This is a genomic window from Bacteroides cellulosilyticus DSM 14838, from assembly GCF_000158035.1.
GTDB classification, from domain to species: Bacteria; Bacteroidota; Bacteroidia; order Bacteroidales; family Bacteroidaceae; genus Bacteroides; species Bacteroides cellulosilyticus.
On record NZ_EQ973490.1, the window covers coordinates 813,002 to 834,599 of the forward strand.

Here is a 21,598-nt window from a genome sequence, read left to right on the forward strand (position 1 = left end):
TCAGGTAGCGTTTCTGGTGGGTATTGCCGTATTCCGCACTTCCGGTGCGATGGATATGTTAGTAAGCGGCATCGGTTACATAGTAGGATTGTTTGGCGCAGATACCAGTTTTGTAGGCGCCCTACCAACCGCATTGATGAAATCGTTGAGTGGCAGCGGTGCCAACGGATTGATGATTGATACCATGAAGGAATATGGTGCAGATTCTTTTGTAGGACGAATGAGTTGCGTAGCCCGTGGTGCTTCGGACACCACTTTCTATATCCTGGCTGTTTACTTCGGAAGCGTGGGTATTACTAAAACGCGTAATGCCGTCACCTGCGGACTGATAGCGGACTTTGCAGGTATCATCGCCGCCATCATCATCAGCTATCTGTTTTTCTTTTAACTTTTAATTATTAATTGATATGATTTCCTATCAAACAGACGGTGTAGAAATGCCCGCCATCAAAAAAAGCCAAACCACAGAATGGATTAAAGCCGTTGCTGCCACTTACAAGAAAAGAGTCGGTGAAATCGCCTATATTTTCTGTTCTGACGAGAAAATACTTGAGGTAAACCGCCAGTATCTGCAACATGATTACTACACGGATATCATCACTTTTGATTATTGCGAGGGCAATCGCCTCAGTGGAGATTTATTTATCAGCCTCGACACGGTACGTACAAATGCAGAGCAGTTCGGCAGTGACTATGAAACGGAGTTACACCGGGTTATTATCCACGGTATTCTGCATCTTTGCGGTATTAATGATAAAGGACCGGGAGAACGGGAGATTATGGAGGCAGCAGAGAATAAAGCGCTGGCTATGCGATGAAGAAACAAAAGAAAGTAGCTGTTTAGAGCATCTATAGATGGGATGCGCAGGATATATAGATGGGACACGCAGGACATATAGATCGGACGTATAGGATATATAGATCGGATATGCAGGATATATAGATGCAACGTGCATGAGATTATGACTCATGCACGTTGTATTTTATATCCATCTTTTTATTTCAATAAGAACTTCTCCGCACGTCCCGGAGAAAAGAGTTCCCACAGGGAAGCAACTGTCCAACCCGGAGCAAAGATATTATTATAATATCCCTTTCCATTGCGACCATAATCCCAGTTGGTGTGCTGAACAACTTCGGGATAAAAGCCCACTTTAGCCACACCACACATGTGTCCTTCGTACGGTAACAATTGACGCATAGAGGTAGAAATCACTTGGGCAAAGTCAGAGAAACGAGGTTCATCGTATTCTTTCGAAAGCCAATTCAATACATCGGCAAATTCAAAAACAAACACATCTATGTGGTTATTCTCCACCGATACATTTCCCCAGCCACGAGTTTTCAGGCCGATATCACCCAGCATCTGTCCTTCGGCAAAAGGAACGTCCCAAGTATAATACCAGGATAAAGCAAAATAAGCTGCTTTCTTCGACAGTTCTGCATAATGCGTACGCTCCGCCCCTTTAGTAACCAGCGCCAGATAATACGTAGCAGTAGCGGCATACAGAGAAGCTTCTTTATCCTCACAGTTTGCATCCAGGGTTGAAGAGAAGAAATCCGCCTTAGATATAAGTTCTTTCTCCAGATAGCCCACCGTACGTTTCGCACTCTCCAGATAACGTTTATCCTTGAAATACTTGTAAGCCATCACCAAAGGCAAGGTAGCTGAAGGGGTGCTTCCACCCGTTCCATCTACAATAGAGAAGTCATCCTTAAACTTACGCGGGAAGCTACCATCCTCATTCTGCAAACGCAGGAAGCTATCCAAAATTCCTTTGATACGCTTCTCCCACTCAGGATGTTTGCGCTTCTGCTGCTTTTCGTAAGTCAGATAATTCAGCACGGCATACACACCCTCTGATTGGCGGCGGATACTGTGCTTGGATTCTTTAAAGCCACGATTATAATGTACCACCTCATTGAAAAAGCCTGCCGGAGAGAAACCATTCTGAAGATACGTATCAAAAACACTGTTGGCACTATTCATCAATTCCTGGCGGTTCTGTAACGCACCATATTCCAGTGCATTGAAAGCATTGAGCAACGTACGTCCCACAAATCCGATTTCAGCAACATCCACATGATCGCAAGTAGCCGTTTTCAGTTCCACACCGGAATAGTAATGAGTAGGCGTATTGCCCACATAACTTTCCACAAAGAAATTACTGAGTACTTCTTTCATTCTGTCCACCGTATAAGGTGTATCGACAGGCTGCGGACGGTTCGTGTCGTAACAATACTCCCAAGTACGCTGCACGCACTCAGAAAAATCAGCGGCATCTATTTCCGCCAACTCCCAGGTCAGAGTAATGCTGTCTCCTTTGCGAAGCAACTGAAAAGCCTCAACAGAAGGAGCTAAAGTCAATTTACGAATATAAGTTTTCGGAGCTTCCCGATACGGAAAACCGTAAGAAAGCACAGTCATGCCTCCCACATTTTCAAATCCGGTATAGCCTATGGATGTTTCTCCGGACACAATGACCTCTCCTTCTTTGTGAGTGGCCAGCGCCTCCTTGTCAAACTTATCAATGCGGATAACCGACATTGACTTACCATTTGCAGAGTTGAAAGCTGCTGTAAGCGGAGTGCTCAAACGGTCCTCGCGCACCAACCAACTATCCGAAGTATAGAATGAAGGCGCCTCTTTGGGCGAACGCAGGTTACGACGATACCAGAAACCAGGCATATAAAACTGACAGTCACCATGCTTATAACCGGTTTTTATCTGCTCTCCATAATTGAAATACACATTCTCCAAGGCTTTGATGACAACATTGATGCGTTGTTTTCCATCTTTCTCCGTAACCTGACGGGTAATGACCAGCGGCAGACTTTCGGAAGGCTGACAATCGTACACACCATCCTGCACTTTCCGGAGAGTTAATGAATAGTGTTTGGCATCATTTCCCGGAACTTTTAAAGATACAGAAACATTCTCAGGAGTATAGTTTGCCGCTCCAATATTTGCAATGCCCGCAGAAAGCATTATCCCTAAAAACAATCTTTTTAACCTCATATTCAATCTTCATTTTACTATTTTACAATACAGGTCTTTCGGATTCTGATGACGGAGAATTGCCAGACACGGATGGCCACCCGTCTTTCCAATCAACCTTATCTAGCATCAACACACGGCCTCCGGGATTCTTGGTACTGACTGCATGATAAAACACCCAGTCATTACCCGTCTTATCCGTTACAATCTCTGAGTTATGTCCGGTACCTACAAAAGCCTCATTCTTGTGAATCAGTATTTCATGGTGGTTATCCAGCATCTTCTTACCATTTTTATCCACATAAGGTCCAAAAAGTTTCTTCGAACGACCTACAACCGTAGTATAAGTACTTTTCAATCCTTCACAGCAAGTTCCTATAGATGCAAAGAAATAATAATAACCATCTTTTTTATGAATATATGTTCCTTCATAGGCTGTTCCTGCCACCCGGCGGAGCTTGGCACCTTTCCTAACAGAAAGTCCGTCATCCGACAGTTCAATGCCGTAAATTCCCCGGAAACTACCCCAAAAGAGATATTTCTTTCCTCCATCCTCTATATAGAAAGGATCAATGGAATTCTGTACATTGATTTCATTGCTGCGGAACATCTTTCCATGATCTGTAAAAGGACCTTCGGGCTTATCGGCAGTGGCACATCCGATACCACAGGTCCATTCGCCACCCCAGACAGACATGGAATAATAAAGCACGTATTTATCACCTATTTTATTGATATCAGGAGCCCAGAGTCCTCCTTTAGGTTCAAAATCCGGACGAGTGCCTTTGGTAAAAGCAGTACCCACATACTCCCACTCCACCAAGTCTTTTGAACGATGGATAGGCAAGTTTCGGATATCTTCGGTGGCATACAGGTAATAATAACCATCTTCCCCTTTGATAACAGAGGGATCGGGCAGGCTATAATTTACAACCGGATTCTGATAGTTTTTGACGGGCCCTTGCGCCATAAGCAAACAGCTTATGGCGACAAAGGCTCCGATTAACAATATTTTCTGCATATATTCACTATTACTTATTTACAAACCGGAGCTTCTGCCTCGGTAGATGGACTATTACCGGCAATCACCGGCCAATCATTCTCCCAAACAATCCGGTCAATCATCAAATAGCGTCCTTTGCTCGGGGTGTGTCTGTCATAACTATGATATAGCATCCATTCATTACCCTCACTGTCTGTTACGATTTCCGAGTTATGCCCCGGTCCTACAAAACGATCATTGGCTCTGATCAGCACTTCATATTTATTGTCCAGCATTGATTCTCCGTTCTTATTCACATACGGGCCTAAGAAAGAAGTGGAACGGCCAACAACCGTAGTATAAGTACTCAACATAGAGTTACAGCATGAACCGACAGATGCAAACATGTAGTAATAATCGCCACGTTTATGAATGTAAGGTGCTTCAAAAGCAGTACCCGCAACCTGCACTCTTTCTTTCTTGGCTGTTGCAATGTCAGGGTATACTCTCGTACCGTCTTCATTCAGCTTCACAGCATACAAACCGTTGAAACTACCCCAAACCAACCATTTCTGTCCATTGTCTTCAAAGTAGCAAGGGTCGATGGAGTTTCTTACATCAATTTCACTTGAAGTGAACAACTTTCCTTTTCCGTCTACCGATATATCCAATGTGAAAGGACCTTCGGGAGAGTCAGCCGAAGCAATACCGATACCGGCAGTTGCAGGCTTGCCCATGGCAGACATGGCAAAATACAAGATATATTTATCACCCACCTTTTCGATATCCGGTGCCCAGACTGCTGCACCCGATTCCGTAACAAACGTAGGTTTTGTTGCAAACATCTTGCCTCCGTCCGTCCAGTGAATCAAGTCTTCCGACTTACGGATTACAGATGTATTGGTGGCATATACATAGAATGAATGGTCATTCTCTTTCCAGACTGTAGGGTCAGCTGCGCTGTAATCAGTCAATGGGTTTGAATAAGGATTCTTATAGTTTGCTGTTCCCTTATTATCGTCGTCCGAGCAGGATGCCAAGGCTCCTGTCAGAGCCAAGGCAAACAATATATATTTACTTCTCATATATTATCTTATTTATATCTTTGTTCAAGTTCTTCTACCGGGATATTATCTTCATAACCGTCGTAACCATAGTTCTGATTGATACGGCCTTGAGTGTTGGATTCTATGGCATTACGCGGAATGGGCCACAACACGTGATACGGCTTCATGATAAATGCATTGGTTGAATAATAATATTCTGTTGCAAAGAAATTATTCTTCTCCATCATGCGGTCATAATACCAGTTCTTTTCTGAAAAGTTATTGAGTGAATATCCATCTATACCCTTTTCTGCTTTCAGGAAGGCAATACGAGTCAACTCAGTCTTACGATGGTCTTCCAGGAACAATTCTCTGGCTCTTTCATCCAGGATATCTTCCAGTGTAACGGATGAGAGTTCCGGTGCATTCACACGGCGACGGATTGTATTCACATCCTCAGTAGCCAAATCGTTCTTGCCTAACCACCAGTAAGCCTCAGCTCTATTCAAGTAAGTTTCGGCAAGGCGGAAGATATACTGGTCTGTGAAACCACCTACAGGTACTTTACCTCCTGCATTCGGATCATCTTTATCAATCAGAACCTTCACAATCGGGAAAGAGAAATAACAGCGCATGGTATCGGTACAGTAAGCAGGATTAACCGGTTGACCGAAGTAAGCGGCACTACCACCCTTTGAAGCCGGCAGATTGTATTTGATACGTGACTTATCATACCAGTTATTGGAATTATGACGCATATCATCTCCACAATCCTTCCACAACTCATATTGTGCATAGTTGGTAGGACGTATCTTGGCAAGACCTCTACCCAGTTCTTCCAACTGTTCGTATCCATCATAAATGCCTGATGCATCAGTCGTTCCGTTCTTTCCGTCCGGTGTCTTCATTTTGCTTCCGGCATGCCACTGCGGCACGAAGTTACGCTTACGTTTTGAACCACTTGGAGAAGAACATCCGTCCAGACCGTAGATTTCCTGACCGATCATAATGCCTTCTTTGTTCTCAACAATACTGATATTCTCTTCCTGGAATAGGTCGTTGTATACGTCCTTACTCTTATCATCCATATTGATACCGAAGCGCTCGGTCATCAGACGCAATCCGTAATCATTGATACAACGAGTTGTTGCATCTACCGCCTGTTGGAAGTCACCGGTAGCCAGACATATCTTAGCCAGTAAATGTTCACCTGCGGCTCTGCTCACAGCACCACGGATTACTTCTTTAGGTAACCATTGTACAGCATATTCCATATCTTTCTTGATATTCGCCAAGATAGTTTTGCGGGAAACGGTATTAAAGTCCAGTTTTGCACCGGTAATTTCTTCTCCGATCCAAGGTACATCTCCAAATTGGTTAGTCAGCAGATAATACCAATAAGCGCGATGGAAATATCCTTCTGCTAAACAAGCGTTTCTGTCTTCTTCCGAAGCCATACCGTCAGCTTCAGGAGCACGGGTAATAACCGTATTGGCATACTTGATACCGTTCCAGCCGAAAACCCAGTAACGAAGGTGCAGATACATATTGGTGGTAGGGGTCAGCTGAGTCACCATATTGTGGATTTCCTTCGTTTCAGGACCTCCCATAACAGCCAAGTCAGACCAAGCATATTCATATACAGAATAGGTTTCACAGTTTCCAGAGTTGAAAGCGTCTCCAAACCATTCAAAATTCATCTGTTTACGGCAGAGGCGAAGCATGGTTTCCAAACCTGCTTTATCAACAAAAGTGTTCTCCGGTGTCAGGAACGACATCGCCTTCGGTTCAAGATCAACACAAGCAGAAAGACTGGCAGCTATCAGGCAAGTTGCCAGACCTTTTAGTATATATTTCTTTGTTTTCATTTGAATATCTTTATTTAATTATCGTTCTATCAGATTATAAGGTAATGTCTACACCAAATGTCCAGATGCGTGGAGTAATGGCCTTAGTCAAAGGATCAGAAGTTCTCCATTTAGAAATAACGAATGCGTTATCCACATTAATACTGAATCTTAGATTATCAATCATAAACTTGTTGATCAACTTCTTCGGGAATGTATAAGACAATGCCATATTCTGCATTCTTACGTAGTTTCTCTTTTCGTAAATGTTCACGCCCGGGCTATCGATGTTTGCACCCAAACGGGCATATTTGCTATTCGGATTCCATGGTGTCCAATACTCGGTCCAAACAGAGTTTGAAGTATTGTAGTAACGGTTAGTTTCGTTTCTCGGCAGGTTATCAATATCCATCCAACCGAATTCTCCACGCAGTACAAAAGAGAAATTGATGCATTTGAACAAATTCAGGTCACTGCTCAACGTCATACGATGCTTCGGAGTTTTTGTACCCAACCAGAGTTTATCGTCATCATTGATCTTACCATCGTTATTAACATCCAGTAGTCTCGGGTCACCCGGTTGCTTACCATATTTTGCAGCTTCCAATTCTTCACCCAGTTGCCATACGCCAATCCACTTATAATCATAGATTTCATCAATAGCATGTCCGATATACCAACCGTTCTGTACATCATCGTCTTCACGCTGACCGATAACATTACCATCGGCATCCAGCACATCAATCATATCACCGTACAGGTGTTTGATTTCATTCTTATTAGTAGAATAAGTGAAGGTGGTATTCCAACGTACATTAGAAGTATTGATATTTACACTTGACAAAGTTAACTCAGCCCCCTGGTTAGCAATTTCTCCCAGGTTAGAAGCGATCTTACCATATCCTGAGATTTCAGGCATAGCACGGTCCATCAACAAGTCATTCGTCTTATTCTTATAAAGTTCTACAGAACCGCTCAGTCTGTTTTTGAACAATCCAAAGTCAACACCGAAGTTGAACCCGGTAGTAGTTTCCCATTTCAAGTCTCTGTTAGCCAAACTTGAAGGATATACACCTTTATAGTTTACCCCATCCTGAATAACGTTGGTAATAGTTAATCTTGAGAAAGCAGCATAACGGCCGATGTCACGGTTACCGGTTTGTCCCCAGGAAAGACGCAGCTTCAGGTTGTTAATCCATTCAACATCCTTCAAGAACTTCTCTTCTGATATACGCCATCCGGCAGCAACTGTAGAAAATACACCGAAAGGATTATTCTGTCCGAAAGCTGAGAAACCGTCACGACGTACAGAACCTGTCAGCAAATAACGGTCCATCAAAGAGTAATTCAAGCGCCACAACAAACCATTACCAGTCTGCATTTCGTCATTTGCACTGACAGTAGGAGTTATACCGGCCTGAATACCATGATAACTCAGTGCGCCATTCGGCTGGAAACCTTCATTGTTTCCCGTACTTTGCCAGTTCTGATATTTTTCAGCAGTATATACAAAAGTGAAGTCGAAATTATGTATATTAGCAAATGTACGGTTCCATTTCAACATGTTATCAATGCTCCATTCATAGTCTGAATAGTCCACACGTTTTGCTTTACCACCTGCTACTACACCCGGCTTGATATCAGAATCAAAATAGTAATCCTTTCTCCAGCCGTAACGCACATTGAAAGTTGTCTGCCAGGTAAATCCAAAAGGAAGAGTTAACTTACCATAAACGCTTGAATTAAACGTCTGCGTTCTGTAGTATTTTTCGTCCACTGAACGGTTCAGTAATGGGTTGGCAATACGGTTGTCATCCCAAGGTCTAACCTTGATACTTCCATCAGCCTCATAAACGTCTCCAAAGGGGCTGGCTGCTTTAGCCGCGCCCGTATCTGCCTTAATATCATCCGAGCCTTTATGAACGAACTGCGCATTCAAACCAATATTCAACCATTTCGTAATCTCAGTATCCAAATTCACACGCGATCTTGAAGCACGGAATTGATCACCTACTACGATACCATCATTATTAGTATAACCCAACGACACATAATAGTTGGTTCTTGCCGTCTTACCGGAAACAGAGGCATTGTAATCCTGTCTCAAACCATTCTGATAAACTAGGTCCATCCAGTCAACGAATTTACCGGCTTTATAGTTGTTAACCTCAATAGGATTGAATTCCAGTCGTTGCATCCAGGTTTCAATATAATCACCGGAGAAAGAGCTGTCATAGCTTGCCCATTGTTCACGAGAAACGCCATCGGGCAGACTATTGGGATTATCATAATATCCCAAACCATGCTGTTGTTCGCCCGGCTTAAAGTAATCAATTGTTTTGAAGTAATCAACACGTCTCTGCATATACTGTTCAGCAGTAGGCATCTCCGGCATAAAAGTAGCTTGTGAAACACCTATTTTTGTACTTACGTTGATAATGGGCTTCTCGGAAGAACCTCTCTTGGTATTGATAAGAATAACACCTGCCGATCCTTTGGAACCGTAAATAGCAGTAGAGCTGGCATCCTTCAGGATATCCATACTTTCAATGTCATTCGGATTAATATCATCAATGTTACCATAGAATACCACACCATCCAAAACAATCAAAGGAGAAGTACTGGCCTTCAACGATTGTTTACCACGGATCAGAAGCCCGGAGGCGCCGCCACCTGCATCAGTAGAAGGAGTGATGTGCACACCGGGAACCGTACCAACCAGGAAGTCAAGAGCATTTGTTGCAGCTCTATTCTTTGTCACTTCCTCGCCAACGTGTGCCACGGCGCCTGTTACATCCTTTCTTTTCATCGTACCATAACCCACCACAACAACTTCATCCAGCAACTTAGAATCTTCCACTAATGTAACGTTCAGAGTTCTTGCATTGGCATCAATCGTTTTTTCTACCGTTTGGTAACCAATGAATGAAAATACTAAAGTAGATTTTTGCGCAGGAACGTTCAATGAATACTTACCATCTAAATCGGTAATAGTACCCAAAGCAGCATTACCCTTTACAGTAACGTTTACACCGATTACTGTTTCGCCTGTGGCATCTTTAACGACACCCGTAACGATTCTGCCCGATTGGGCTTGAGCATAAATTGTAGAAATCAGGAGGAGGAGTAACATCCTAACCCTTGCATCAAAAAAGCATTTTGAAATTTTCTGCTTCATAATATTAAATTTTAAAAAAAATGTAAAGACTTACTTGGCTTTAAAGCAAGACAAAAATAGATATTCAAATAGGCAATCAATAATACAGTTATCTCTAAAAAAAGAAAAAATGTCCCAAATCACGCGTTAGAAAGGTTTAAAACAGCAATAGACACAATAATCTCAATTATAGGGACGTATCTATCATTTTATTCATAGGCTGTAAGCTGCGAAACTAGTCAATTTTATAAAGTTTCAGAATAACAACAAAGGCGTATCCTTAATAGAACACGCCTTTGTTCTAGAGATATCGAATCTGAAAGAAAATATGCCTCTCGCAGAAAATAATCTAATCAAGAGTTCGAACTACAAGTTCCCCTGTTTTATTCGTAGCCGGCAGAGTTATTTCTAACATTCCTGCATGGCCAGACCTATACTGAACCGGCTTTCCGTTAAAGAATACTTCATATTGATGCCCTGCATCCATACAGACAATCATGCAACGCTCATGAGGTTTCGTCGAATCATCAAAAGAAAGTTCAGCCTTATATCTGGAATGATTCTCATTAAAATCACTCTTTGTAATCCATACCTCAAAACCGGTGGAGACTTTACCCGGCCTATAGTATGCTGCAAACCAATTTAATATAGGAGATGAAAGCCCCGAGAACTGGTGCCACCCTGCCCCTCTCCCCGACGAAATGATGAAATGCTCGAATGTGAAATAGCTTTCTTCACACTCCTTCTCCCAATTATCCAGAGCTGTATGTGCCACCCGGTAAGCCTCTTCCCCTTTACCCAAATCTAAAAGAGCCTTCCACATCATCCACTGATGGGGAAACCAGACAGCACCGTTCCAATATCCATCTTCTTTATAATAAGGAGCAGACTGATCGACCGTTGAGAGCCCGACTTTAGTCCACAGTTCGTCAGGAGAAAACAAATGTTCCATCAACCGGTCCACTTGAGCGGGAGAACAAATACCTGCTACCAAAGGGGTGACCCCATCCAGTCCCTTATTAAAATTAGATTGATCCTTATACCGGAAAATATCTGTCGCATTTCCCAGAGAATCATGGACTACATATCCGAAGTATCCGCTTTCTTCATCCCAAGAGTAATTTTGCAGGCCGTACGACAAGAGTTTGATGATCCGTTCATACGCTTTCACATCCTTTTTCAGCCCCAGTTCCTTCGCTGCCAGGCGCAGAATCTTCGCCGCCCGCAGATAATAAGCAGAGGTTACCACAGGAGTCACCGATTGATACTGCGATTTATTACCGCGTAATGCATGTTGAGGCGGATAATCGTCCCATCCACCGGAATTATAGAAATAATCCCAGGTACGAAGCAGACCGGAACCTGCCATTCGGGTAGGTGAATACGGATCAGCTCCGACCATAAAATCAAAATATTGTTTCAGCCTGGGATATAAGAATCTCAACGCTTCCTGTGACAGGCTGTTGTTCCACAAATCAGCATAAGCATACATCTGAATGGGTAATGGGGTACCGTGATGGATGAAAGCCGATTCACTCCCCACCGGAGTTGTATAAGCCTTGATACATTCGAAAGCCTTGACCGGGTCCACATCAATCAGTCCCAACGCAATGAAGCCGGAGTCCCAGGTATAAAGACTGTTCCAATTCTTACCCGGCGTAAAATGTCTGATGTATTCCTTCTGCGTATAAACCGGATATACGATATTCGACAAGAGTGAGGCTTGCAGCAAACGATTCCCCAGAAGATACTTCTCTCCGCCTGGCAACACCTGGTCTTCAGGCTTCGCTTTTTCCGCAGAACTGATCCGTGCGACCAGTTTATCCGGTGTCGAATGGAAATCTTGCAGTTCCTGCTTCACCTGTTCTTTATTCCCACTGCACACTAGCATGTAAATGGTCTGTTCCGAGTCAGGTTCCAATACGATAGGGCGCAAAAAAGCATTGGCATAATGCCAGTTCCTGTCTCCAATTAGCCTTGAAGATACATGTTCATGCACCCTTCTACGGAAGAAAGACTCCAATTCACCGTTCAGTATTTCCCTCACTTCCGAATGTTGGTAGTTCCAGGCCACGCCATAATAGTTGTCACAATCCTTGTATTTCAGTATAAAATCCTGTTTGTTTTCTCCCACCTCCATTACAGGGGTGAAAGGAATCGGTGTACGGACCACATTTACTTTGTTTATACCGTCAACATCCCCTATAAAGAATCCATCCAGACTGATTGCAACAGTACTGCCCGAAACAAGTTCCAGTTTATATTCTCCGGCCTTCTTTCCATTATAAGGAACTGACAAGAAAGAGAATTCCCCCGTACCTTCCAATTCTACAGATTGTTCCACCAGTCCTTTCAGACACAGTACGGCACTCTCTCCTTTCTTCATCTTAAACCGGAGGCCTATCGCCCCGTTTTCCTGCCCCGGAAGAATGTTTACCAGATAGCTCAACCGGTCACCTTTATTCCTGCCGAACCCTCTTCCCAGTATGGAACCATCGAGTGATGAAGTACTGCGCTCCTCATTCCGTTGCCATCCGTCATACACCAGTTTGTATTGAGGGGATTTACTGGCAGGTTCATTCTCAATATAATCAATGGCATTATACCATTGCAGGCCGGACGTATCCGAAACCGCTACCTGCGGATATGTCTCAGGATAATCTATATATGCCATCTGATTCAATACCAGATTTTGAGGCATACTCGTATTGTTGACGCAATGTATCCCGACCAACGTACGGTTATCATCCAATATGTGATAGGTGACATCCGTATAAACCCGGTCTTTCCACTCCAGTTCATAGCGGTAAGTGATGCGGGTCATCTCCGGATTTATTTCCCACGGATAGTAGGATGATTCGAACAGGACATGCGGTACCAACTGACGGTTCCGGTAATACCCGGGCATCACCGAGAAGTCAAAACGTATCCCTTTACGCATATCAGGTATGTGCGAGATACCGGCATAGCGTTTTGAATAAGGCCCCCATGCATGCAATGATGCAATATCATGGCTATTGCCCGAAGAAAGCAAAGGAAAAACAGCTCCTGCACAGCAAAGGGTCATAATTGCGGTCAGAAATGTCATCAAGTATCGTTTCATCTATTACTATAGCTTTAGTATTCGGCACTATGTGCACTTTCATCATTAATTTACAAAATCATTTACAGCAATCCTACATTATGAAACAGTCGTTGCCTTAACCTATATCAGTCGTTACTTCATTGCCATTCACTCGTTACTTCATCCCTATTCTGTCGTTACCTCATTATAGAGCACTTTCATCTACTGATAATCAAAGAGTTGCAAAAGAAACAAAGAGTATTATCCAATTCCATAAATCCCAACAAGCAAACCACTGATACATCATTCAGTAACTCCTATTCCGGACATATCCGGAGTTACTTTTCACCCCAGCAAACGGATTGCAGGAACCATGTCGCTTGCTCGCTCTTCAAACCCTGCCGTTCCAATACCGAAGGCAATTCATGATAACTCTTCCAGAAATCAGCAATCAAAGCGGGCATTTCAGACGGAGCATACATCACAGCCTCATTCAGACTTCCCATTTTGCCGAACTCTTCTTTAAAGACAATATACGAATTACGATACTTCAGTTGTTCCATAGACCGGGCTATTCTTTTGGATGCCCCTAAAAGTCCGTTCATATCCACTTTCCCAGACGGATAAATGATCTTAATCACTTTTTCCTGGTTACAAGGCAATTCCGGCAAATCTACCAGTAATGCAAAGTCTTCAGCCGAATATCTGTATTCTGCAGGAACTCCATTTACCGTGACGGACTGGGGAAGCAGAGATGAAAGCACTTTCACCGTGAACGGACGGGCAAGAGGCATTTCTTTATAGCCACCTTCGCGCTTGCCGATAACAATCGTTTGCTCATTACCACTACGGGCAGAAGTCAGCTTAGTCACGGCATACTCGGATGCATAATTCTTATCATTTCCGTTATCTTCATACAAATTAAACGCCGCTGTACCGCTTCCACCGGGAAACACCGTCACCGCTATTTCTTCGTCATTATTGTTAAGGTTCATCACATTCTCCAAATACAAAGGAAGTATGGCACCCGCCTTTACATAAATTGGATATTCATCAATGGCGAAAGAGCGTTCTACAATCCGGTTACCTTCCAGTAAAGCTCCCGTATGCCATTCGTACCATTCTCCTTCCGGCAACCATACACGTACCTGTGCATAACCATCCTTGGCTGGAGTAGTGACCGGTGCAACCAGAACGTCATCTCCAAACATATACTCATTGCCAAAGTCGTAAGCTTCTTTGTTCTCCGGATAATCATAATACATCGGACGACAAAGAGACAATCCGTCGTCATACCCCTTACGAGCCATGGTATAGATATAAGGAGCCATCACATAGCGTTGGCGAATCGTTTCACGGATGATATCACAATATTCCTTGTCGAACACCCAAGGTTCTTTATTCAGCTTAGCCCCTTTCTGGGAGTGGGTACGCATAATCGGGCTTAATGCTCCGAATTGTAGCCAGCGGGTATACATTTCGGGATCTATCTGGCTACCGATATGCCCACCCAGGTCATGACTCCAATAGCCGTACAACACGTTGGAAGCTGTAGAATTGAAATAGGGTTGGAAATCAAGTGATTTCCATGAAATCACAGCATCACCCGAGAACCCTACCTGATAACGATGATTTCCCAATCCTCCCCAGCGGTGGTAAAGCATCGGACGTGTCTCCCGACGTTGCTCCATATCGCTGAAAAATGCATAGTTAATCCACCAGGTATTACTCAGATTCTTCATCTTTGAGTCGAACATTCCCTGCTGCCAGTCCAGCCACCAGAAGTCCACTCCGTCTTTTTCCATCGGAGCCAGGATATTCTTGAACATATTCTTCATGAACTTCTTATCTGAATTTATCCAAGGGATCGTCTGCTTTGTAGCCGGGTCTACACCCATGTCCTTAGCCATCTCCGGATATTTCTCTTCATAAGCGGCCACTCCGTCTGCCGGATGCAGGTTGAGTGTCACTTTCACGTTATTCTGTTTCAGGTATTTCAAGAAACCCTGAGGATTCGGAAATAAGTCCCTGTTCCAGGTCCAGCCTGTCCAGCCTCCCTTACCTTTCTCGGTATAATGCCAGTCCATATCTACCACTAACACATCCAAAGGTATCTGATAAGTATGAAAATTATCAATCAGATTACGGAACTCTTTGTCAGAATACAGCCAATAACGCGACCACCAATAGCCAAATGCGTAACGGGGAGGCAACGGCATCTTACCAGCAAAAAGAGTATAGTCTTTCAAAGCCTGCTTATAGTCATGTCCGTAAGCCATGAAGTACCAGTCTTGCCCTTCATTAGCGGGGCGTTCCTTAGCCCAGTCCCAGTCCGGATCATTATCAAACAAAAGTCCGCGGGAATCGTCAATGAGCGACCAACCATCAGTTGCCAACAGGCCGTCTTCCAGTTTCAGTTTATCCCCTTTCTTCGTATCAGACACCCAAGTTTGAGTCTGTGTATCACCGTCCATCCCATCAAGAGTGCGATATGTACCTTTCAGATTGCCTTTCTGTTGCATTCCAGGCTTCCAGGTGAAGGGGAATGCCCCCTTTACAGCTTCGATTATCAGATTATTGTTCGTAAACCGCCCACTGTCTTTTTTATAACGCATTTTCATCTTGGAGGTGGTTATTTCAATCCATGCCCCCCTTGTCTTCAGTTTGTAATCAACCTGCGGATATAAACGGTCTACTGCAATAAAAGACTTGTCGTCTACAAATTTTCCATCCGGAGCATACTCCAAACGGAGCGTTCCATCCGATATGACCGTAAACCGTACATTGTTATCAGTATAAGCAATATTCTGCTGTTCACCCTGCGCTCGCAGTGACAACAGGACACCCTGCAAAATGCAAAGGATAAGTATCAACTTCTTCATCATGGTACTATTGATTTTAAATGGTTTCTGAATTCGATATCTCTTTACGTAACATTAGACTATATGTAATATAACGACAACAAAAATAGGGAATTATATCAGCCTGACACCTTAAAAACGATTCAATAAATAGAAGATTCGTATCAAAACAAAAGATGTAGGATTCTATCGAATCCTACATCTTCCATTTAAGCAATTATACAGCAATACTTTTTAAGAATTTCCTGCTATTCAAGCAAGGAAGCAATTCTATTCACCGTTCACAATGGCTTTTATTTAGCAACCTCTTGTTCATTTCTGGTAGGTTGCGGTCCCATATAGGAACGCTTCATACCGCCAAAGTCCAACACAACCTTTTGCAGAACTGTTCCGGCATCTCCACAGATGATTTTCACCGTATGCTTACCCGGTTTATCGATATGGAGAGTGGTCTTGTTGATTCTGCAATTCTTCAATACGCTTTCATACCAGATCTGGGCATATTCGAAAGAAGAAGTAGATGGAGTCATTACCGGACCTTCGTCTATACATACACCATATTTGGTTTCAACATTTGTTGCTTCATGTCCGGCATATCCTCTATCCTTGCTGATGGGGAATGTAGGCAGCACATACGTATAAACGTCTACTGATCCCTGCTCAAACGTATAGAAATCATATTCCAGGCGCGGTGTATTACGTCCTGCGGTACGTTGTGCCGGAGCGATAGGATTACCCAACTGTACAGCTGTATTCTCGCATCCCAGGTTCGGAATCATAATCATCTTAATGGCATCATTCTCCACTTTACGGTGGAAACTTGCCGCATCTATCGAAACATATCCGTTGTTTTCAACAAACAGCGTATCCATTTCGGCCAATGAAGGAGAAGTAGGATTAAAGACGGAGATATAGACACTTTCCTTCTCACCGCGATCAGAAGTGATATCCAGTGTTCCAAGTATTCTTTCACCGGCAGGAACCTTCGCCCAGTCGATAGAAACCTCGATACGCTCTTCAGTAGCAGTCTCTCCGGATTTCTTACTAACTAAAATCCAGTCATTTGTTACAGCAGCTTTCCATTTCAACGGAGTAGCACCCTTATTGAATACATCTACATAGTAAGACTGGCGCAAGTAAGTATTGAAACATGGCAATGAATGGAAACTCTGGAGACCTTTCAACACGGCCTCACCTTCGGCCATTACGCCTAAAGAAGCAGTAGGAGCCAATTCAACATCTCTCAATTTCGGAAGTTCAAAATAAGCAGCGGCAAATCCCTGTTTCATCGTCATTACATGATCCCACTTACCGCCAAGCAACGAGTTATAGCCCTTGGTAATTACTTCCAAACTGTCGTAACAGGCTTTCGCTGATTTTTCCAGTTCTTTGGTTGATGCTCTCTGCTGAATAGAATACCAGCGGTTTCTTTGTCCGTCCAGTATCATTCTGTTCAACAACTCGCACCCTTTCACCGGATAATACAGTGTCTGGTAGAAGCATGCTTTCTGTTTCTCGTCCGACATACTGTTCAATATCTTCTCTACGGTGCTTCCAATACGACGGTATTCGCTCAAACGATTATCCACCTCACGATAGTTGGTAAGCGAAAAGTCCGTATCCGTATTCCGTTCTCTCCCGTGCTTATCAGTAGTCCATTGGTAGCCCCATCCCATAAATTCGGGCTTACGCGCGAAAGCCAGCTTATAGAAAGAATTAACCACATCCTGGTATTCGTTGCGGTATTGGTCGCCCAACATACCACACAGCCATTCGGTACGGTAGTTAGCTGCCCTTTCAAAGTTGAAAGAATCAATATCGAAAGCCATCGTCAGGAAGTAATCAACAGCGAACTCACAGGATTTGATATCACCGGCATTCAGCAACCAGATGCGATCTGCCGTTGCATCATACGCTTTACGAAGTTCTTCATACATCAATGTAGGAGAAATCGTGTTCATCCAAAGATGATCGTGAGGCTTACCAAGATAAGAAGAATGGTAGTACACACCCGAACGGCCCGAACGCTTCTGTTCCTTCGGGCTGCTCAGACGTTTCATATAACCATAGTTATCATCCGGCCAGATGATTGTTACGTCATCCGGTAGTTCCAGACCTTCGTCATATACATCCAACACTTCTTTATAGGGAGTAAATGCTTGGGGAATCTCTTCACCCGGTTTACCAATGGCATCAATCAACATCTGTCTTTGTGCCATCAGAGCCTCCTGAAGCATATCTTTCCGGTCGCCCATATCATTGCTTGCATTCATGGCTCTGTCGTGCAGTCCGCGTAATGCCAGCGTATATACATTTTCAAAGGGAGCACATTCCTTCACGCGTGCATTCAGCACACTGTCTACGCCTTTTTTATTATTGATGTAGTCCCACTCACCCATTTTATCACGCTTCCATTCACTTGCCGTATTAAACAATAACGGTTCGCAATGAGAAGAACCCATGATGATGGCAAAGCGGTCTGCAACCACTCTGTTCTCGGGAATGCGGTGAAATGCCATAGACGCATCGTGCATGGCCGGACACAAATAGTTGGCCTGGAGGCGGAGCAACAGTTCGCAAACCTTAGCGTAAGTCCGGGGACCGAAATTACCCACTTCTTTCTCAAAGTTTCTCTTCGACCAACGGTAGAGGCCCCAGTCTTCATCATTGATGAAAATACCTCTGTACTTCACAGTAGGCTCTTTAGATATATATTTATCTACTTTCAGGTGTAACTGATCCTTCTTTACAATAGGAGCATCTGCCCACCAGTACCAGGGAGATACACCGATAGTTCTTGACACGGACAGCAATCCGTAAGCAGCACCTCTGCGGTCGCTACCCACAATAACCAATGCCTTGTCTACACCAGGAAGCGGATTACGAACGAGTTGCACCAGATAGCTTTCCCAACGATCCTTCAAAGGTTCCACGTCCAGTTTCTTCTTCGCAATCATCTGGTTAATCCATTCATTATGACCCAAGGTTCCGACAATGATACAATTCTTCTGAGGAGCTTCCTTGGTAGTAGCAACGCCCAGAATTTGTCCACTCACCTCTTTCACATCATTCGCAAATAGTCCCGCCGTTGTTTTTACAACTTCAAAATCTTGTGCGTCATAGTACACGCAGGCTTTATCCTTCTTGCCTACGAGACTAAATACGTTGGATCCGCTACTATTTTGCGATAGCGAAACCTGAGCCAGTGCCACTGAAGAACTCAGTAGCAGCATACCTCCTAATAAAACAGATTTAAAAATACTCATGGTTTATTTATTGATAATTTATAAGTTACTTCTCCATCAAGGCGACCACACACCAGAGGTAAGGTCCTTGCGCATGAAAATCACCAGTACGACGCGGACGGTCATAATAGTATTGCTTGTCGTTCTTCTTATTGGTACCTACGCAGATTTCTCTCACCTGATTCTTTTCGGTAAGGTAAGTCACCAAAGCCATCCATGCCTTACGGGCTGCCGGAGCATATTCTTTGGCATCCAGCCATCCGTTCTTTACCCCCGTAATAAAAGCGAAGGTAAACATGGCAGAACCCGATGTTTCAGTCCAGCATTCGGGATCATCGAGCAACTGATTCCACAGACCTTCCGGATTCTGATATTCCTTCAGACTTTTCATCATGGTCAGGTAGCCTTCCATGATGCGGGGACGGTCTTTGTGCTTCTTGGGCAAATAACGAAGCAATTCTGCCATACCTGCTGCCATCCATCCGTTTCCGCGCCCCCAATAGAAAGGTACGTCCGGTGCATGATAGAAGAGACCGTTGGGACGTTGCAATTCATCCAGATACATCACCATCTCTTTGGCTGCACGATCTATATATTTGCTATCATTGGTCACTTTGTAGGCATGTGTCTGTACAATGGTAATCATGTACATATCGTCAATCCAAAGACGTGTCTGCCATGAATAGCCCTTCTCTGCCCATTCCTTCTCACTTGGTTTGGCATCTTCGGGAACTTCCCATTGGGTATCGGCATAAGGCAATCCCAGTTCTTTGTAGCGTTCATCCTTCGTCACCCAATAAAGCTCCAGAGGCAAACTTCCGAACATATTCAGATCGACATGATTCTTGATGGGCAACAACTCCTTTTCGGTAGTAAACAGATGCTCAAATCTGGCTTGCAGAAGCTTGATGAGCGCTTTGTCTTTGGCTGCCGCCGCATATTTAAGAGAACCGTTCCAATAGAAGGTTTCAGGATAACCAATCCATTTTCCGGCATGCAATGCATGTTTCTCGGTTACAAAACGGTAGGCAATACGTCTGCCGATTTCATCGGGAGTATACCCTTCGGGAAAATTCTTCAGAAGACTAGTCTGGGCGATTAGCAACTGGAAAGATGATAATAAAAATAATAATGCGAATACTTTCTTGTACATAACAATTTGAATTCTATCTATTAAACATTACAATAATTTACTTTCTCTGGAATATCCGTTGATATTACTTCACTTTCAATAGTTTCTTGGTGTCGTCGCACACGGCTACCGCCACTTTGGAGTCTGCACAGCCGTAATAAAGATATAGCTTCTTCTTATAATAGGCCAATCCTTCGATAAACACGGTTCCGTCCTTATACTGCCCGCTCTTCTCAAAAGAAGCTTCAGGCATGAAGAAAGGCTTGTCTAAACGGCCCAATACTTTATAAGGATCTTTGGAATCAAACAGGAGCTGACCAGCGCAGTAAGCACCTGCCGGATAATTTGCATCGCCTCTCTTTTTATCATTCTTACCATTATACATCAATACGATGCCTTGTTTGGTACGAATAGCAGGAGGACCACATTCAGTCATCTGGCTGTCGAAGTATCCGTTACGCGGCCTGGCTATTTTCAACAACTCGTTGTTCTCATCCAGCACAGGATACCAGTCTGTAAGATTGTCGGAAGTAGCTGCATGCACGGCATATTCTCCCCAATACATGAAGTACTTACCATCTACTTTATCGATAACCAGTTTCCCACCTTTCACCTTGGTAAGCATGGAGGCTGACTTGGTAGCAATTCTGGCGAAACGCCCGTCATACGCTTTTTCAAAAGCAAGACCGTGCTTGGTCCAGTTCTTCAAGTCTCTGGAGGTAGCCACTGCAAGACGGGGAGTCTTCCGGTTCCACGCCGTATAAAGCATCACGTATAATCCGTCTTCGGTCATTGCCACTCGCGGATCTTCGCAACCACCCGGACACTCTATATTCTCAAAATCATCTCCACCGGGGAAAAGTACCGGACTGTCGAATCTCTTCATAGTTACTCCATCCACGCTTTCAGCATACCCGATACGGGAAGTTCTCTTCCCGATGCCTTGTGCCGAGTTATCTTCAGCACGATAGAGCACGACAATCTTTCCATCTTTCACGGTGGCAGCAGGATTGAAAATATCACTTTCCTCCCACTTCACCTGTTCCTTGCGCATCGGACAATAGAAAGAGGTAGGCTGTGGAGTGAGTACAGGATTGACACCTTCAGGACGATGAAATGGGCCAATTACCCAGTTCTCCTGTTCTTTCTTATCGGTATCATCTGAAGAAGGCAGAGTAGAAAAACTACTCAATGACAGCACTCCTATCAAACCGACTATGAGTTTTAACTTCATCTTAATATCTATGTTTCGCATGGTTAAAATTA

At 43.8% G+C, this 21,598-nt stretch carries 12 protein-coding genes; 2 read left to right on the top strand and 10 right to left on the bottom strand.

From position 1 onward, the window contains the following. Both BACCELL_RS07820 and ybeY read left to right on the top strand, forming a co-directional pair. Nucleotides 1–388 (top strand): nucleoside recognition domain-containing protein (locus BACCELL_RS07820; RefSeq protein ID WP_007211141.1); only part of this gene is annotated, 388 nt, incomplete at its 5' end. A 19-nt stretch (nucleotides 389–407) separates the two neighbouring features. Beyond that, complete coding sequence (gene ybeY, locus BACCELL_RS07825) at nucleotides 408–818, top strand: rRNA maturation RNase YbeY (protein ID WP_007211142.1); 411 nt, start codon at nucleotides 408–410, stop codon at nucleotides 816–818. 179 nt (nucleotides 819–997) lie between these two features. Here the strand turns inward: ybeY and BACCELL_RS07830 are convergent, their stop codons facing one another. The 10 genes from BACCELL_RS07830 to BACCELL_RS07875 form a co-directional block, all read right to left on the bottom strand. Continuing rightward, the gene (locus BACCELL_RS07830; RefSeq protein WP_007211143.1) at nucleotides 998–3,019 is read right to left on the bottom strand and encodes a hypothetical protein; all 2,022 of its coding nucleotides are present in this window, start codon (nucleotides 3,017–3,019) and stop codon (nucleotides 998–1,000) included. Nucleotides 3,020–3,041: 22 nt separating this feature from the next. Continuing rightward, a complete protein-coding gene (locus BACCELL_RS07835) occupies nucleotides 3,042–3,968 on the bottom strand; it encodes a family 43 glycosylhydrolase (protein WP_081450804.1) in 927 nt (308 codons plus the stop codon). 65 nt (nucleotides 3,969–4,033) lie between these two features. Further along, on the bottom strand, nucleotides 4,034–5,065 hold the full coding sequence (locus BACCELL_RS07840; protein WP_007211145.1) for a family 43 glycosylhydrolase: 1,032 nt from the start codon (nucleotides 5,063–5,065) through the stop codon (nucleotides 4,034–4,036). A gap of 8 nt (nucleotides 5,066–5,073) precedes the next feature. Beyond that, a complete protein-coding gene (locus tag BACCELL_RS07845; protein WP_007211146.1) occupies nucleotides 5,074–6,894 on the bottom strand; it encodes a RagB/SusD family nutrient uptake outer membrane protein in 1,821 nt (606 codons plus the stop codon). Nucleotides 6,895–6,928: 34 nt separating this feature from the next. After that, complete coding sequence (locus BACCELL_RS07850) at nucleotides 6,929–10,051, bottom strand: SusC/RagA family TonB-linked outer membrane protein (RefSeq protein ID WP_007211147.1); 3,123 nt, start codon at nucleotides 10,049–10,051, stop codon at nucleotides 6,929–6,931. 328 nt (nucleotides 10,052–10,379) lie between these two features. Then, nucleotides 10,380–13,133 carry an MGH1-like glycoside hydrolase domain-containing protein gene (locus tag BACCELL_RS07855; protein WP_007211148.1) on the bottom strand — a complete coding sequence of 918 codons (2,754 nt, stop codon included), beginning with the start codon at nucleotides 13,131–13,133 and terminating at the stop codon, nucleotides 10,380–10,382. Between the two features lie 299 nt (nucleotides 13,134–13,432). Then, nucleotides 13,433–15,979 carry a glycoside hydrolase family 31 protein gene (locus BACCELL_RS07860; RefSeq protein WP_007211149.1) on the bottom strand — a complete coding sequence of 849 codons (2,547 nt, stop codon included), beginning with the start codon at nucleotides 15,977–15,979 and terminating at the stop codon, nucleotides 13,433–13,435. Between the two features lie 269 nt (nucleotides 15,980–16,248). After that, nucleotides 16,249–19,221, bottom strand: a complete 2,973-nt coding sequence (locus BACCELL_RS07865; RefSeq protein WP_007211150.1) for a glycosyl hydrolase 115 family protein — start codon at nucleotides 19,219–19,221, stop codon at nucleotides 16,249–16,251. Between the two features lie 25 nt (nucleotides 19,222–19,246). Further along, a complete protein-coding gene (locus tag BACCELL_RS07870; protein WP_007211151.1) occupies nucleotides 19,247–20,353 on the bottom strand; it encodes a glycoside hydrolase family 88/105 protein in 1,107 nt (368 codons plus the stop codon). Nucleotides 20,354–20,417: 64 nt separating this feature from the next. Then, the gene (locus BACCELL_RS07875; RefSeq protein ID WP_044153495.1) at nucleotides 20,418–21,566 is read right to left on the bottom strand and encodes a glycoside hydrolase family 130 protein; all 1,149 of its coding nucleotides are present in this window, start codon (nucleotides 21,564–21,566) and stop codon (nucleotides 20,418–20,420) included. Between the last annotated feature and the right edge of the window lie 32 nt (nucleotides 21,567–21,598).